This is a genomic window from Streptomyces himalayensis subsp. himalayensis (assembly GCF_013778455.1).
Classification (GTDB): domain Bacteria; phylum Actinomycetota; class Actinomycetes; order Streptomycetales; family Streptomycetaceae; genus Streptomyces; species Streptomyces himalayensis.
Window position 1 is genome coordinate 22,797 of record NZ_JACEHE010000020.1, and the last position, 12,047, is coordinate 34,843.

15 protein-coding genes and 1 pseudogene are annotated in these 12,047 nt (G+C 67.9%); 9 read left to right on the top strand and 7 right to left on the bottom strand.

The window, feature by feature from the left end; translation table 11 throughout:
* Nucleotides 1–31: 31 nt before the first annotated feature.
* Complete coding sequence (locus H1D24_RS28155; protein ID WP_181660522.1) at nucleotides 32–487, bottom strand: hypothetical protein; 456 nt, start codon at nucleotides 485–487, stop codon at nucleotides 32–34.
* Between the two features lie 164 nt (nucleotides 488–651).
* Between H1D24_RS28155 and H1D24_RS28160 the strand changes: the two genes are divergently transcribed.
* The gene (locus tag H1D24_RS28160) at nucleotides 652–1,209 is read left to right on the top strand and encodes a hypothetical protein (protein WP_181660523.1); all 558 of its coding nucleotides are present in this window, start codon (nucleotides 652–654) and stop codon (nucleotides 1,207–1,209) included.
* Nucleotides 1,210–1,385: 176 nt separating this feature from the next.
* Nucleotides 1,386–2,033 (top strand): hypothetical protein, encoded by a 648-nt coding sequence (locus H1D24_RS28165; protein WP_181660524.1) that lies wholly within the window; start codon nucleotides 1,386–1,388, stop codon nucleotides 2,031–2,033.
* A 386-nt stretch (nucleotides 2,034–2,419) separates the two neighbouring features.
* Here the strand turns inward: H1D24_RS28165 and H1D24_RS28170 are convergent, their stop codons facing one another.
* Nucleotides 2,420–2,890 (bottom strand): DUF6247 family protein, encoded by a 471-nt coding sequence (locus H1D24_RS28170; RefSeq protein WP_181660525.1) that lies wholly within the window; start codon nucleotides 2,888–2,890, stop codon nucleotides 2,420–2,422.
* Nucleotides 2,891–3,002: 112 nt separating this feature from the next.
* On the opposite strand from H1D24_RS28170, the gene H1D24_RS28175 reads away from it, so the two are divergent.
* From H1D24_RS28175 to H1D24_RS28190, 4 genes are all read left to right on the top strand, one after another.
* A complete protein-coding gene (locus tag H1D24_RS28175) occupies nucleotides 3,003–3,242 on the top strand; it encodes a DUF8825 domain-containing protein (RefSeq protein ID WP_181660526.1) in 240 nt (79 codons plus the stop codon).
* Nucleotides 3,239–3,454: a LexA family protein gene (locus H1D24_RS28180; RefSeq protein WP_181660527.1), complete on the top strand. Its 216-nt coding sequence runs from the start codon at nucleotides 3,239–3,241 to the stop codon at nucleotides 3,452–3,454. Before H1D24_RS28175 ends, H1D24_RS28180 begins: the two co-directional genes overlap by 4 nt.
* A gap of 121 nt (nucleotides 3,455–3,575) precedes the next feature.
* Nucleotides 3,576–4,880, top strand: coding sequence for a pentapeptide repeat-containing protein (locus H1D24_RS28185; RefSeq protein WP_181660528.1), 1,305 nt, complete (start codon nucleotides 3,576–3,578; stop codon nucleotides 4,878–4,880).
* An 855-nt stretch (nucleotides 4,881–5,735) separates the two neighbouring features.
* Complete coding sequence (locus H1D24_RS28190; RefSeq protein ID WP_181660529.1) at nucleotides 5,736–6,587, top strand: hypothetical protein; 852 nt, start codon at nucleotides 5,736–5,738, stop codon at nucleotides 6,585–6,587.
* A 9-nt stretch (nucleotides 6,588–6,596) separates the two neighbouring features.
* On the opposite strand, the gene H1D24_RS28195 is transcribed toward H1D24_RS28190, so the two are convergent.
* Nucleotides 6,597–7,694 (bottom strand): site-specific integrase, encoded by a 1,098-nt coding sequence (locus tag H1D24_RS28195; RefSeq protein WP_258564372.1) that lies wholly within the window; start codon nucleotides 7,692–7,694, stop codon nucleotides 6,597–6,599.
* Between the two features lie 234 nt (nucleotides 7,695–7,928).
* On the opposite strand from H1D24_RS28195, the gene H1D24_RS28200 reads away from it, so the two are divergent.
* Together H1D24_RS28200 and H1D24_RS42705 are read left to right on the top strand one after the other, a co-directional pair.
* Nucleotides 7,929–8,411 (top strand): RICIN domain-containing protein, encoded by a 483-nt coding sequence (locus H1D24_RS28200; RefSeq protein ID WP_181660530.1) that lies wholly within the window; start codon nucleotides 7,929–7,931, stop codon nucleotides 8,409–8,411.
* Nucleotides 8,412–8,765: 354 nt separating this feature from the next.
* A complete protein-coding gene (locus H1D24_RS42705; RefSeq protein WP_258564373.1) occupies nucleotides 8,766–8,903 on the top strand; it encodes a hypothetical protein in 138 nt (45 codons plus the stop codon).
* Nucleotides 8,904–8,920: 17 nt separating this feature from the next.
* On the opposite strand, the pseudogene H1D24_RS44160 reads toward H1D24_RS42705, so the two are convergent.
* From H1D24_RS44160 to H1D24_RS28210, 3 genes and pseudogenes are all read right to left on the bottom strand, one after another.
* A pseudogene (locus H1D24_RS44160) lies at nucleotides 8,921–9,133 on the bottom strand (formyltransferase family protein); the annotation flags it as partial.
* Nucleotides 9,076–9,435 carry an ATP-binding protein gene (locus H1D24_RS44495; RefSeq protein WP_508480294.1) on the bottom strand — a complete coding sequence of 120 codons (360 nt, stop codon included), beginning with the start codon at nucleotides 9,433–9,435 and terminating at the stop codon, nucleotides 9,076–9,078. The pseudogene H1D24_RS44160 and the gene H1D24_RS44495, both read right to left, overlap by 58 nt.
* Before the next feature lie 35 nt (nucleotides 9,436–9,470).
* Nucleotides 9,471–10,529: an aldo/keto reductase gene (locus H1D24_RS28210; RefSeq protein WP_181660531.1), complete on the bottom strand. Its 1,059-nt coding sequence runs from the start codon at nucleotides 10,527–10,529 to the stop codon at nucleotides 9,471–9,473.
* Between the two features lie 106 nt (nucleotides 10,530–10,635).
* Here H1D24_RS28210 and H1D24_RS28215 point away from each other — a divergent pair, with 106 nt between their 5' ends.
* Complete coding sequence (locus H1D24_RS28215; protein ID WP_181660532.1) at nucleotides 10,636–11,262, top strand: TetR/AcrR family transcriptional regulator; 627 nt, start codon at nucleotides 10,636–10,638, stop codon at nucleotides 11,260–11,262.
* 530 nt (nucleotides 11,263–11,792) lie between these two features.
* On the opposite strand, the gene H1D24_RS28225 is transcribed toward H1D24_RS28215, so the two are convergent.
* The gene (locus H1D24_RS28225) at nucleotides 11,793–12,029 is read right to left on the bottom strand and encodes a hypothetical protein (RefSeq protein WP_181660533.1); all 237 of its coding nucleotides are present in this window, start codon (nucleotides 12,027–12,029) and stop codon (nucleotides 11,793–11,795) included.
* Nucleotides 12,030–12,047: the final 18 nt, after the last annotated feature.

Sequence of the window (12,047 nt, forward strand, 5' to 3'; positions counted from 1 at the left end):
TTTCCCCAGGCGTCAGGCAAGTTCGGCAGCCTCACTCCAGCTCAATGTCCGTGCCACCGTCGACCTGGTGGACCGGTCCAGAGATCGAACCGGAGACCGTCTGATCACCGCGGGGCACGGCTCGCGGAGGTTGCGGTGCCCCTGCCGGTGGCGTCGGGGGCGGGGTGGGCGTCGAAGAACTGGTTTTGATCTTGACTGAGCCAGTTGCCCCACGCATCTGGTATACGCCTCCGCCGACGTTCGCCGCCACGTGCTGTCCGCCTCCACTGGGGCGGTACTGGAGCACCAACCCCCAAATGGTCACGATGAGACTGGCGATGGCGACGAACAAACCCGCCACCCCGGCCAGCGAGGTCGCCTTTTCCAGCCCCACGCGGTTGAAGTACCAGATGAGGCCACCCGAAGTCACAGCCGTCACGATTCCGCCGGACCACGCCAGAGCTTTCCCCGTCATGACAGCATCATCGAGGATGCGCAGGCGTCGCACAGCTAAATTGCGCCACTGCGCCATGATTCCGGTACGTGGGGATGATGGGCTCCGCGCCCTCGCTGCGCAGGCTGCTGGCAGCCTCCAGCTGGTCCAGCGGAACGGGATGCAACCGACCGTAGACAACTATTCACACCCGCGGCTACGCCCCGTAGCCTCCCACCATGGAATGGTTAACGGCCGCTTGCTGGGGGGCGTTTGGTGGCTTCGCGATGGAGGCTCTTGACTTCATCCGAGCGGTCCGGTGGCATCGCAAATGGCCGTGGCTGATCGAGTCGGCCTCTTTGGACCTGGGCCAGCCGCAGGCCCATAGGCATGTCCGGCCTGGAGAGGAGAACTTGCCTGCCACGGGCTTCGGCGCCTATTTGGCGTCCGGGGTCTTCCGGATCGTGGTCTCTGGGGGCCTCGCTGGCGCGATCGCGGCGAGCGCTCCACCGGGAACGGTCACGCCGTGGGTGTCGCTCATTTCGGGCGTTGGCTCGCTGGCGATCCTGGAGCGGCTTCTCACGCTGGTCCCCTTGCTTGTCAGATACGGCAAGGACGCCGTTGTCGGAATGGTGGAGGCTCACCAGGCCCAGCAGGCACAGCAGCAGTCGCAGACGCTGCCGCCCGCTGGTCCAGCAGTTCCTGGGCCGATGAATCCGGGCACTCCTTCTACGGGCAGCGCTGGCATCGCCTCGCCCGCTCAGCCGGATCCGGGCCCGGGGGGAGTGGTTCAGTGATGGTGATCACAGCGGAGTCCTTTGCTGGCCGTTTCTTGGCCGCAGTCTCCCGACGGGGGCCAGCCTTCCGGCCTCCGCGGTCTGCCTGGCGGGGCAACGAAGAGCTCATTCCCCGCCTGCGTCGTGCCCGCCGCAGGACAGCAGCTGCGGTCACCCGCTTTGTTCTGAGTGCGTTCGTGGCCCGACTGCATGACGAGCTGGTCCTGTTGCCGGCTGAGACGCGGATCCAGAACAGGGACGGTCTGCACGAGCTGGTCTCGGGCTTCGTTCAGTTGCAGGCGTCGGTACGCGAGTTAAGCCTGCATAAGGAGGGGGACCGGGTGGTCGGCGGCTTCGGGCGCCCCCAGATGTCGGTCGCCAGGTCCATCCTGCGCTCTCAGGTGGACCCCCGTGTGGAAGACCTGAGGCTGATCAGTAGGCGCTTGACTGCATGGCCCATCAGTGTCGAGAACCTACTGCTGCGCCTTCTCTCCGAGGTCCGCGACGAAGTGGACAGTTGCGTGATTGCGCTTGGCCGGCCTCGGTACGTGGGTGCGGGCAAGAGGATTCCGGAGGCCCGTTCGCGGTTGCGCGTGGTCCAGGAGGTGATGGGTGAGGTGCAGCGCCTCATCGAGGCGGCAGCGGACGACTTCTCTGGCGCTGACCTCACACGGGTCGACCCCGCCATGTCTGATCTGGCTTGGCTGCAGTGGGATGCGGCGACGCAGTGGCCGCGGGGTTGGGAGGAACGGATCCGGCGGATGTCGCTGGAGCATGCGCCGGGTCAGTTCGTGGTTCAGCCGGTGGATGCGGATGATAGAGCGGATTGGTTGGCGGACGTGTAGCGGCTCCAGCGAACCCGAAGAACTGGCTGCGACGTTCGTCCACAGGTCTCCGGAACTGCCTGATCCCGCGCTCGTCAGCGGACCGCCGACAGGCCGCCCGCGGCGGCCGGCGCCAATGCGGCCGCCAGCGGTGACCTCGATCTGCCAGCTGTCCATCGTCTCTCCGCGGTGGGCGCCGCGGGCCAGTTCGCCCCTGAGCCGGTGGTGGCGCTCGGTCCGGGTGGCCGGGGCCGGGTCGGTCCGCATGAGGTACCAGGCGGCGCGGGTGTTGCCCGCGGCCTGGGTGCATAACTGCTCCCAGCCCTTGGCGGCCTCGGCGTTGGCGAAGCGGATGTCCCATTCGTCGTCGGCGGGTGGCGGGGCTGCGCGGTCGCCGCGCTTGGGGCTCATGCGGCTGTTCCTGGCTCGGGTACGGGCCCGTAGTCCTCGCCGTGGTCGGTGGTGAGTGCGGCGTACAGCTCGGGGTCGGCGTGCACCTCGGCGGTGTGCCGCCACTCGGTGATGAGCTGGGCGACGGCCGCGGTGTTGTCGAGCTCGGCGGCAGCGCCCAGGGCCTCGACCAGCTCGACGGAGAACGCGCGGACGTCGTGCGCGGGCAGGTAGCGCACCCACGGGAAGGCGCCCGGCAGTACCTCGAGGACCAGGGTGCGGCCCTCGGGGGTGCGCATCATCTCCACGAACATCCGGCTCGTGGCGCCCATGACTTCCTGGTCCTGCTCGGCGCGCGCGGCCGTGGTCAGTACCAGGTCCTCATCGTCTCGGCGGCGGAGCAGTATCCGCCGGGCACCGCGGAGCCCGGCCAGCGTCAGCTTGGGCTTGTTCAGCAGCTCCGACAGGTTCGTTTCCAGCACGCTCATAACTTGAAGCTTAGTTGACAAGTCCCAGGATGGCTCCCCGTTCGACCCGTTTCGCACCGCAGGGCAGCCTGTCGGCGTGCACCAAAAATCGAACACGTGCTTGAATTCGGCCATGGCGTCCTTCCCGTCCTTTCCGCCCGACCTGGTGCAGGCCCAGCGCGAGTGGATCCGCACCTATGCGGCGCTTGCCCAGCAGCCGCTCCGTACGGCGGCCCTGCGCCGACGCCTGCAGCTGCTGTCTTCTCGTCTCGCCTCGCATCCGTTCTGGGCTACGGAGGCGGGCCGGTCGCCGGCGGCCCGGGTTGAGCTGCGTCAGCAGGCGCGCAGGCAAGAGGAGACGGGGGCGTCATGAGCGTCGACCTCACCGATCGGCAGGTGCGCATCTTGCGGTGCATCAGGGAGTGGATCGCTGAGCATGGCGAGGGCCCGTCGATTCGTGAGATCGGTAAGCACGTGGGCCTGTCGAGCTCGTCGTCCGTGGCGTACCAGCTCGGCAAGCTGGAGCAGCAAGGAATGGTCAGCCGCAGCGGCAGCCGCTGGCGCTCCTGCAGGCTCGGGCGCTGACACCACACTGACGGTCAGCCCATCAGCTGTAGCCGTTGATTGCTGCGCGGGCTTGCAGATGGGTGAACGTCGAAAGGTGGTCACTGCAACCGGCCGTGCGCCTCGACGGTCTTGTTGGTGTATGAGATCGAATCTGGCTCGGCGCCGGGCCGAGCGGCGCGGCCTTCGCCTCTGGCCTGTCGGCCCCGTCCTTGCTCTGGCCTTCACCACGGCGATCGCCGTGGCAGCTGCGGTCTTCTTCGCCGGATGGGACCTGCTCGGCGTCCAGGGCCTCAAGCCTGAGCATCGCCTCACCTCCAAGACCCTGTTCGACCTGGTGAAACTCTCGTTCGGGGTGGTCGCCGGGGCCGGTGCCTTGGTCGCCCTGGTCGTGGCCTACCGGCGCCAGCGCGTCGACGAGGACGGCGCCCTCCGCGAGGCCACCCGTCTGCACACCGAGCGGTTCACCACCGCGGTCTCCCAGCTTGGCGAGGAATCCGCCGCGGTACGCCTGGGCGGCGTGCACGCCCTGGCCGGTCTCGCCGACGACGCTCCCACGCGCGAACTGCGCCAGACCTGCATCGACGTCCTGTGCGCCTACCTCCGACTTCCGTACACCGCCGAGGCTGACCTCCCGTCGGGCGACGCAGACGCTCGCCATGCGTACCTGGCCCTGCGGGAAGTGCGGTACACCGTCATCCGCCTCATCCGGGACCACTTCCGGCTCGCTCCCGAGCATCCGCATTCTTGGCAGGGCCACGACCTGGACTTCACCGACGTGGTCTTCGACGGCGGAGACTTTTCCGGCGCGGAGTTCTCCGGCGGCACGGTCAGGTTCGACGACGCGACGTTCTCCGGCGGCACGGTCGACTTCAAAGGCGCGACGTTCTCCGGCGGCACGGTCGACTTCACCCGCGCGAGATTCTCCGGCGGCACGGTCGACTTCCGCTACGCGACGTTCTCCGGCGGCTGGGTCGACTTCTGGCGCGCGACGTTCTCCGGCGGCACGGTCTTCTTCACCCGCGCGAGATTCTCCGGCAGCGCGGTCAGCTTCATTGAGGCGACGTTCTCCGGCGGCACGGTCCACTTCCGCGACGCGCCGTTCTCCGGCGGCACGGTCGACTTCAAAGGCGCGACGTTCTCCGGCGGCACGGTCGACTTCAACGGCGCGACGTTCTCCGACAGCTCGGTCTACTTCATTGAGGCGACGTTCTCCGGCGGCACGGTCCACTTCCGCGACGCGACGTTCTCCGGCGACACGGTCTTCTTCACCCGCGCGAGATTCTCCGGCGGCACGGTCGACTTCACCCGCGCGAGATTCTCCGGCGCCATACTGGACTTTTCTGGTGCGGATGGTGTCGCGCCGTCTGACCTGGTGCCAGCGAGCGGGCAGCCTCTGCCAACCGGGCTGCTGTTCCCTCCCGCGTGGTACCCGACAACGCCCTGACAAGTTGGCAAGCTCGACTGCTCACGGCGGGTTCGCCGGACGGGTCTCACCACGGTGGTGGCGCGCCGAGCGGAGCGCCCACGACGGGCCCGGCCACATCGCGGCAGCTGCTGCTCCCCTGCAACCGCAGCGGGCGGTGCGGTCTGCTCACGCTCGCGCGTGCGTGACGGCGGCAGTACGGCGAGGGGTCCAACTCCGACGGAGTCCACGGCATACCGGCCCGGCGCCTCTCCCCGCCCCTCCGCAGCCAGCCTTTGCTCTGTCACAGCCAAGCCACTGCGGTCGGCAGCGCGCGGGCCACGTAAACCTCCCGCCCTGGCCGTGCTCTGGCAGCGTCCAACAACCGATCGGTTCTCGGACGGCGGCGTCGGGTCGTCGATACGCCGGGCCAGAACCGACGTCCGGTGTCCAAGAAAGATGTGCAACAACGTCCGACATCCCGCAAGGGCCCGTTTCTGTACGGTGCCGGGGTAACGCCCGCCGAAGCGCCATTCGGGAGCAGCAGAAAGGTACAGTCGACTCCGTTTCAGGATTAGCAGATAGCAAGCGTCGCGCTTGTTTTTGTAAGCGGGTTGCCCTGTTGAAGCTTCAGGGGAATTAGGCCACTTGGCCTCTTTTTCGGAGCGCGGTGTGGGGTGCAGAATGACGTGTATGGGCCTGGGCTGCGCCGGTCCTGGAGCTGTCCGGTGAGTCGGGTCCTCACGTCCTCACGGATCATCCGTTAGTGCGAGAAAGCAAATTCCCATCCCACACGGGACCCTTATGGCTTCCAGCGTCCGGCGGAGAATTCCCCGGCTTATCTGCGCATCTTGCATCAGCACTGGGCTCCTCGTTTCCGCAGGAGCCACCACCGCCATGGCAGCTTCCCAGTCGCCCGTGGAGGTATCGAGCCAAGCCCCCACCCAGGATCCGGAGCCGGACCCCGGCGGAGGGGATGGTTCGGGCACGTCGAACGGTGAGACCGACGGCACCGACCGGCAGCCGGGCACGGGCGAAGACCCGCATGTCACCGGCCAGGCCCCGGGCACGGGCCAGGACCCGGGAACAGGCCAAACCGACCGGCAGCCGGGCACGGGCCAGACCGACCCCGGCACGGGCACCGGTCAGATCGACCCGCAGCATCAGGGCACGGGCCAGACCGACCCCGGCACGGGCACCGGTCAGACCGACCCCCAGCAGCAGGGCACCGGCCAGACCCAGCAACAGCAGCAGGGCACCGGCACCAATCACCCCCGCACAGACACCGGCAGGCAACCGAGGCCTAATCTCACGCCACCAACTACGAAGAACCCATCGGGCCAAACTAAGGTCCCGCCGAAACCGCTCACTCCGGTACAGCAGCAGGCACTCAAATGTGGGGCTGCCGCCATCGGAAAGATCCCGCAGGTGGTCAAGGTGGCAGGTCTGACTCTGAAGATGGTGAAGGGTTTTACAGCCGGATATGCCGTTGGCGAGGATCTGAATACTGGCGATCAATACAATGTCTGGTGGGATTCCGCCGAGCTGCTCGACCTGGCTTTGCCCGTTCCGGCCGTCACTTGCCTCAGAGTGCTAGACAAGATCCACGAGGAGGAAGGGAAGAAGGCGGTAGCCCCGTACGAGAAGGATCCTTCCAAACTCGGAGTCAAGGAAGATACGCCGGTGAAAACCCCGGAGGACCCGGCGCTTCAGCAGAAGGACGGAGCTTACACCGGCAGCGGAGGCTGAAGAGAGGGCCTACAGCACGCCGATGAGCGCGTTGTCCTCCCAGCCGTCGGCGTCTTCGAAGTAGCCCTCCATGGCGGCGGAGTTGGGTACCCATCCGCCCTGCTTGGCGATGTCCTTGCGGTCGTTGCCGGCGCGTTTGGAGCTGGTGGCAAGGCCGCGGCGGGGTGAGTGGCCGGTAGGGCGGAACGACAGGTCGGCCCACCGGCCGAGGCGGGTGATGACGTCGCCGATGGTCTCGGCGTCGAGTCCGCCGGCCATGACGGTGTGCCAGCGCGGGTGCAGCGGCCGGTAGGCGTAGCCGTCGGGGTCGGTCAGCTGGGCCTCGTCCTTCCAGGCCCGCCAGGCGCGTACCGGGCAGCTGCTGGGGCGGGAGCCGAAGGGCACTTTCACCTTGCGCGGCTTGATCTTCGAGACGCGGATGTCGACCTCCATGCCGTGCTCGGTCTCGACGAGGTCGCGCACCCTGAGGGCGGCGATCTCGTGCTCGCGGCCGGCGATGGCGAAGTGGGTGAGGCCGATGGAGCGGTCGCGGATGCCGAGCCGGTTGTCGGGGGCGGCCTGCACGGCGGCGCGCAGGTGCTCGGCGAGCAGGGCGGGCGCCGGTCCCCGGCCGCGTTTCTCGCCGGTCTTCTCCATCTCGCGCACCTTGGCCTTGAGCACCTTCCGGGCGCGGGCGGCCACGGTCTTGTCCAGCAGCAGCCGGTGGTCGGTGCGGCCGGTGACCACCACGCCCGAGAGGCGGCGGTCGATGGTGGAGGGCGCCATGTAGCTGACGGGACGGCCGTCGGTGTCCTTCTTCCATCCGGGCTGGAACCACAGCCACTCGACGAAGGCGGTCAGCGAGCCGGGGGTGATGGCGGTGACCGGGATGCCGAGCAGGGCGGTGAACTCGGTCCACTGCTTCCAGTCCGCGGCGTAGCTCTCGGCCGTGTTCTTGGGCCGCAGGTTCTGCTCGTGCTGCGCGGAGCGCTCCTCCAGCTCGGCGAGCTTGGCGAGGACGTCGGGCGTGAACGTCTCGGCGGTGCCGGGTGCGCCGGCGGGGGCCGGGAGGACGAGCGTGGGCGTCACCACGTGCGATGCGTCCGTGCTCGTCTCGGTCTGCTCCATGATGGCCCGTCACGCCCCTTTATTCGTAGCAGAGTTTGTAGCTTCTTTATCCCGCATATGTGAGGCTGTCCGGGGTCCAGAACGGACGGCCGAGCACAAGCTCGCCTTACACGGTGCGGCCGGGACATGTCAGGTTTAGGAGCCGCTCGCCCAGACGATGCACAAGGCGGGCACCGTTGACCGTGTGACCCAGGCGTCCCCGGCGGGCGGGGCGCGTGTACGGGAGGGGAGCCGATGAATCGGAAGACAGCATGGGCGGCGATCACCGCGGTCCTGAGCGTGCTCGCGGTACTGGTGACCCCCACGCCGGCGTCAGCGGACGTGAAGGTGAACAGCTTCAAGAACTATGGAACCACCTGGTGCCTGGACTACTACGCCGCCAGGGGGGTCTACGCGACCGACTGCAACTCCGGGAAGTTCCAGCAATGGATCTGGAACAACGACCGCACGCGCGCCACCCCGATGCGGCAAGTGCAGAGCGACTTGTGCCTGACGCTGCGCAACCCGGACGAAAAAGTTGTTATGGCCCCCTGTGATCTCTCCATCTGGGGGCCCAGACAGCTGTGGTGGGTGACGTACCCGGCCGGCGGGGCCAACAGCCCATTCATCAAGAGCGCTTATATCCCCGAATGGTGCCTCCACAGCTTCTGGGACAGTGTGGCCGTCGAAGAGTGCGCCGGGTCTGGTGATCTGTTCGAGCGGTGGGCCGTCCTCTGAGCTGCGAGGCCCCGTAGCGCGCCTGTGACGCCTTCGAAGGCGACTGTCCGGCCGCGTTCGACCTCACAGGGGCCTGGCCATGCGCCGGGCCCCTCTTGCAACGAGACGCGGCGGCCCTCTCGCGGGGAGGGGCGCCGCAGTCGTGCGTGCCGATCAGCGCCTGGCGCGGCTCCTTTGCCAGCTACACGCGGAGCATGAAGCAGCGCAGCCCACCCGGCTCGAGGTCGTACCAGCAGCACCGCCCCCCCTTGATGAGGATTCGCGAAAATCCCGTGGGTTGCTCCTCGCTCGCTTCGTTGAAGTGTCAAGGGCCTGGGGAGGGTGGGGAGCGGGGAGCTTGCGGGGTCAGTCTGTGTGAGTGCGGGCGAGGGTCTGGACGGTGGCTGGCAGGAGCTTGTGCTCGGCCTGGAGGACGCGGGCGGCGAGGGTGTCGGGGGTGTCGCCGGGCAGAACGGGGACTGCTGCTGCGCGATGACCGGGCCTTCGTCGTAGTTGGCGGTGACGTGGTGGACGGTGGCGCCGGAGAGGGTGTCGCCGCTGGCCAGGACGACCTCGTGGACGTGGCGGCCGTGCATGCCCGGCCCGCCGTGGCCGGGCAGGAGTGCGGGGTGGATGTTGATGATGCGGTCCTGGTAGGCGTGGAGGACAGCGGGGCCGATCTTTTTCATGTAGCCGGCCGTGACGACGAGGTCGATGTCGTGCTCCCGCAACGCCGCCAGCATGGTCTGGTCGAGAGCGTCGGGGTTCGGGTGGGTGCGGCCGGACAGATGGATGCCGGTGATGCCCTGTTCCCGGGCGTGGGCCAGTGCGCCTGACCCGCTGTTGTTGCTGGGCGTTCACTGCCTGGCGAAGGGTCTCGGCGTGGTTTTGGTGGTGGCGAAGCCGGTAGGAGGGGCCGTCGATGCCGACGACGGTGGCCCGGTGCAGGGAGCCGGTCCAGCATCGCGGCGGCGACCGTGGCGTCGCCGAACGCGAAGGCCCAGTCGGCGATGCCGACGTTGGTGCTCAGGATCGTGCTCGACACGCACGATTGTCTGCTCCAGCTACTTGAAGCCGACGTCAGGCAGCAGTCGGAGGCGTCAGGTCACCAACTGGCGGGTTGAGGCGGGCAAAGCCTTCCTGGCGTTGGTAGGGGAAGTATGGGTAGGGCGCTGTCTTGCTGCTTGCCGTGTCGAGTTTCGCCATCTGTTCGGGCGTGAGCGCCCAGCCGACGGCACCAAGGTTCTGACGGAGTTGCTCCTCGTTGCGGGCGCCGATGATGACGGAAGAGACGGTCGGACGCTGAAGCAGCCAGTTGATGGCTATTTGCGGAATGGCCTTGCCGGTCTCCTGCGCGATCTCGTCGAGGGCGTCGACCACGCGGTAGAGGTGCTCTTCCTCAACCGGCGGGCCGTAGTCGGCGGTGTGGTGCAGTCGGCTGCTGGCAGGTAGAGGCTGGTTGCGGCGGACTTTGCCGGTGAGCCGTCCCCAGCCGAGCGGGCTCCAGACGAGTGCCCCGAGGCCCTGGTCGAGTCCGAGGGGCATCAGCTCCCACTCGTAGTCGCGGCCGATGAGGGAGTAGTAGACCTGATGTGCGATGTAGCGCGGGCGACCGTACCTGTCCGCGATGGCGAGGGACTTCATCGCCTGCCAACCGGAGAAGTTGGAGACTCCCAGGTAGCGGACCTTTCCTGCTCGAACGAGATCGTCGAGCGTGGACAGCACTTCCTCGATCGGCGTGCTGGCGTCGAAGGCGTGCAACTGGAACAGGTCGATGTAGTCAGTGCCAAGCCGGCGCAGCGCGTCCTCGCACGCGGTGATCAGGCGCGACCGGGAGGAGCCTGCATCGCCCGGGCCGTCACCCATCGGCAGGCTGGTCTTGGTGGACACGATCACCTGGTCCCTGCGGCCTTTGATCGCTTCGCCCAACACCTCCTCAGACGCGCCGCCGGAGTAGACGTCGGCGGTGTCAAACATCGTGATACCGGCGTCCAGGCAGATGTCCACGAGGCGTCGTGCTTCTCGTGCATCAGTGTTGCCCCAGGCGCCGAACAGCGGTCCCTGGCCTCCGAAGGTGCCAGCGCCGAAGCTCAGCGCGGGAACTTTGAGCCCGGATGCACCCAGCCGCCTGTACTCCATGGCCGCTCCTCAATCTCTTCAGCTAGCCCGCTAACGGTTCTAGAGTTCCGTTAACATGCCCTCAAGGTAGCATGTGTAAAGCGATTAACGAAACTGGGGTCCCGTTATGAGTTCGGAGAGTGCGGAGCCGGGGACCGTCCGGCCGGGAGGACGCACGGCCCGGGTGCGGGCGGCGGTGCTGCAAGCGGCCGGGGACACCCTGGCCGAGCGGGGCTTTGCCCACTTGGACCTCGCCGACATCGCGCGCCGTGCCGAGGTGGGCAAGACGACCGTCTACCGCCGCTGGGGAACTGTGACCAGCTTGGTGGCCGACCTGCTAATGGACATGGCCGAGCAATCACTGCCGCGTACCGAGACCGGCTCGCTGCTCGGCGACCTCAAGGCCAACGCCCGGCTTGTGCAGCGCACCTTGGCCGACCCCCGGCAAGGGGCGCTGTTCAAGGCCGTGATCGCGGCCGCCACCTGCGAGGCGAAGACGGCCGAGGCCCTGCACCACTTCTATGACATCCGCGTCAACGAGTGGGCCCCCTGCGTCCAGCAGGCCATCGACCGCGGCGAGGTGCCCGAGGGTACCGACGCCCACGAGGTGATCCGCGCTGTCTCCGCCCCCCTCTACTACCGCCTGCTGACCAGCGGCGATCGCCTCGACGAAGCCGCCGCGGACCGGGCCGCCGAGGCAGCCGCGGCTGCGGCGCGCGCGGGAGCGTACCTGCTGAGCAAAGGGCTTGTGTGACCGGCCCGCATCTGTCGCCGAATGCGGATCACCGTGCGTGATCTCCGGCCGCGTAGTGGCGCCAGGTTCCTCCGGCCTCTTCGGCGAGGCGGGCGGTGGTGTCGTCGTTGTAGCCGAGCATGCGGGCGACAACCGGGGCAGGGCTTGCAGGACGAGGTGGCGGATCGCCGCTGCGCGTCCTCGCTCGTTGGGGAAGCCCAGTTGAGGGAGCCGGAGCTCCAGGGTGTCCAGGGTCATGGGCTGTCCGGCCCGGCGGCCGGGGAAGAGCCACCGAGCGTCGGGGTTGGTTGCGGTCGTGGTGTCCGGTCGCTGATCCAGGTAGTCCAGCAGCATCCCGGCGAAGGGAGCCGGGACGGGCGACGGCGGGGCTGGAGGTCGTCGACGGCGAGCCGGGCGATCCGGGTGAGCGGCTGCGCGTGGACGAGAACAAGCGCGGCTGCGACACGGTCCTGGAGTTGCACGTCGTCGCGGTTCACGACCGTGATCGTCTCAGCGAACGGCGGTCGCGGGACGGTGCTCTGCGCGGAGGATCACTCCGCGGTGGCCGCGACAGGAGGCCCTGGTCGGCCGTGCCGGACCGTCTCGACCAGCAAGTCGCCCGCCTCGCTGCGGTAGTACAGCACCTGCCGTATGCCGCGAGGTGGGTCGTCAAGCTGTTCCACGGAGGTCTGGTCGCGCCAGTCCGGCCAGCGCCGTGCGACCTCGCCGAGGACTGGGTCTTCGTCTGTCGCCCTGGCCAGACCGGCGTATGCCTCGTCCGCGTACACCCGCGATACCCCCCTGGT

Bases quoted from the DNA above. Each gene is read 5' to 3' on its own strand.
- H1D24_RS28190 (WP_181660529.1), top strand. From the start codon at position 5,736: ATGGCAGCTTCCCAGTCGCCCGTGGAGGTATCGAGCCAAGCCCCCACC.
- H1D24_RS28210 (WP_181660531.1), bottom strand. From the start codon at position 10,529: ATGGAGTACAGGCGGCTGGGTGCATCCGGGCTCAAAGTTCCCGCGCTG.
- H1D24_RS28175 (WP_181660526.1), top strand. From the start codon at position 3,003: ATGGCGTCCTTCCCGTCCTTTCCGCCCGACCTGGTGCAGGCCCAGCGC.
- H1D24_RS28200 (WP_181660530.1), top strand. From the start codon at position 7,929: ATGAATCGGAAGACAGCATGGGCGGCGATCACCGCGGTCCTGAGCGTG.
- H1D24_RS28170 (WP_181660525.1), bottom strand. From the start codon at position 2,890: ATGAGCGTGCTGGAAACGAACCTGTCGGAGCTGCTGAACAAGCCCAAG.
- H1D24_RS28185 (WP_181660528.1), top strand. From the start codon at position 3,576: ATGAGATCGAATCTGGCTCGGCGCCGGGCCGAGCGGCGCGGCCTTCGC.
- H1D24_RS28160 (WP_181660523.1), top strand. From the start codon at position 652: ATGGAATGGTTAACGGCCGCTTGCTGGGGGGCGTTTGGTGGCTTCGCG.
- H1D24_RS28215 (WP_181660532.1), top strand. From the start codon at position 10,636: ATGAGTTCGGAGAGTGCGGAGCCGGGGACCGTCCGGCCGGGAGGACGC.
- H1D24_RS28195 (WP_258564372.1), bottom strand. From the start codon at position 7,694: ATGGAGCAGACCGAGACGAGCACGGACGCATCGCACGTGGTGACGCCC.
- H1D24_RS28180 (WP_181660527.1), top strand. From the start codon at position 3,239: ATGAGCGTCGACCTCACCGATCGGCAGGTGCGCATCTTGCGGTGCATC.